The sequence below is a fragment of the Staphylococcus agnetis genome, from assembly GCF_002901865.1.
Taxonomy (GTDB): domain Bacteria; phylum Bacillota; class Bacilli; order Staphylococcales; family Staphylococcaceae; genus Staphylococcus; species Staphylococcus agnetis.
The window spans coordinates 1-2352 of sequence record NZ_PPQF01000130.1 but is presented as its reverse complement, the minus strand read 5'-3'; the positions used below and the strand labels follow the sequence as shown (position 1 = coordinate 2352).

Genomic DNA, 2352 nt, shown 5'->3' with positions numbered 1-2352 from the left:
GCTATAATACGAAAGAATTAGTATTGCAAAGAGAGGATGATTCTTTATGAATGCACTATCAATAATAGTGCCATTCTATAACTCAGCAGAGTATATAGAGTCGTGTATTGACTATTTGAAACGCCAACGAAACCAATCATTTGACCTTATTTTTATCAATGATGGTTCTACGGATAACAGTGAACAATTAATGAAGGATGCGCTTAAGGATTACGATAAGGAAATTAAATATGTAAAATTAGACAAAAATCATGGCCATGCGCATGCCAGAAACGTGGGTTTAACACACGTAGAAACACCTTACTTTATGTTTGTAGATGCTGACGACAAATTAGCGACATATGCAGTCAATTTTTATCTTAAGCATTTGAATGGTTTGGATGGTTTAGTTGCTCCAATTCATGAATTTAGCCTTAAGATGCCTCAATTTGTTGATCAAGATCGCGTACAAGTTCAATATTTTGATACAAAAAGTAATCCCAATTCATTTTTAAGAAAACATACAGCTTGTAACATTATTTTTAGAACCGGAATTGTTAAAGCTCATAATATTCAATTCAACGAATCATTGAAAGTATATAGCGATTGGTCGTTTATCCTTGAATACGTTCAATATGTACACAACTTTGTACGTATCACACACTTCCCATTTTACTTTAAGGGAGAAGTTTACGATCCTTTTGAAACGAATACATTATCTGAACAAAGTTTCGACATTTTATTTGAAGACTATGTAAACAGTTTTATCGATGCATTATCCCGAGTAAAAAAAGGACCTGTGCGTGCTTTCATTAAGGAAAAGATGATTCAAAAATTGCATCAAGATTTTATGCCAAATCTAGATGAAACACCACGTCGCAGTCAATTGCATACTGAAGCGCTTATTAAGGTTGCACGTCACTTAAATGTCGCAATCATCACTGAGAAAAAGTTGCTCTTCGGATTAGAAATGCTAGCATTTGCTCTAAGAAAACCCGAACTTGCTTTGCGAATTAACAAATTTCGCTTTATCACGCGTCATGCCAAACGTATTGCATTACGACAAAAAGGAAAAGAACGTTCTGAGTATTTCTTAACAGATAAAGAAGAGAACGTTAATGATAAAACAGTTATCTTTGAATCATTTGGTGGTAAAAACTATAGTGATAGTCCAAAATATATTTATGAATATATGCAACATCATTATCCCGAATTAAATTACAAATGGATACTCAAAGACCCAGAAAATTGTCAGCTTCCTGGCAGTGCATCTAAAGTAAAAAAAGATACTAAAGCTTATTATAATGCATACTCAGAAGCAAAAGTTTGGGTGTCAAATGCACGTATCCCATTGTTTTTAAATAAGAAACCAAATCAAACCTACGTTCAAACTTGGCATGGTACACCTTTAAAACGTCTAGCTAATGATATGAAAGTCGTACGTATGCCAGGTACAACAACATCTCTTTACAAACGAAACTTTAATAAAGAAACATCGCGTTGGGATTATTTAATTTCACCGAACCGTTATTCATCTGAAATATTTAGATCGGCATTTTGGATGTCTCAAGAAAACATTTTAGAAATTGGCTATCCTAGAAATGACATCTTAGTAAACCGCGCAAAAGATGAACAACTTCACAAAGAAATCAAAGAAGAATTGAATATTCCAGAAGGTAAAAAAATCGTCATGTATGCTCCAACATGGCGTGATGACGAATTTATTAAAAAAGGAAAATACACATTCGAATTAAAAATTGATTTGCCTAAACTTCAAGCAACCCTTGGCGACGACTATGTGATTTTATTACGTATGCATTATTTAATTGCGAATGCAATTGATTTAAATGGTTACGAAGATTTTGCAATTGATGTATCTCACTATAATGATATTTCTAGACTATATTTAATTAGTGATGCATTAATTACAGATTATTCTTCTGTAATGTTTGATTATGGTATATTGAAAAAACCCCAATTTTTCTTCGCTTACGATATTGAAAAATATGATAAAAATTTGCGTGGTTTCTATATTGATTATCACAAAGATTTACCAGGTCCTATTTATACAAAAGCGGATGAACTGATTGAAGGTTTAAAACAATTAGATGATATTAAATCTCAATACGCTCCAAATATTGACGCGTTTTATAATCGCTTTTGTTCCATCGAAAACGGTCAAGCGTCTAAAATTATTGGAGATATGATTTATAAAGACATCATGAAAAAGTAAAATTAATAGGTTAAACCACAAGCGGGTGACGTGTTTTAGCACAAATCAGGACCACCCGTAAAACGGGTGGTTTGCTCTTGGGCTATAAGCCCGCTTTACCGGCTAGCGTCTAAAGGCGCTGGCTTTTTCATTTCATGCTC

The 2352-nt window shown here is 33.4% G+C and carries 1 protein-coding gene; it reads left to right on the top strand.

Annotated elements, in window-relative coordinates; translation table 11 throughout:
* The first annotated feature begins 46 nt into the window (after positions 1 to 46).
* A complete protein-coding gene (locus tag CD172_RS12150; RefSeq protein ID WP_103346490.1) occupies positions 47 to 2212 on the top strand; it encodes a bifunctional glycosyltransferase/CDP-glycerol:glycerophosphate glycerophosphotransferase in 2166 nt (721 codons plus the stop codon).
* Positions 2213 to 2352: the final 140 nt, after the last annotated feature.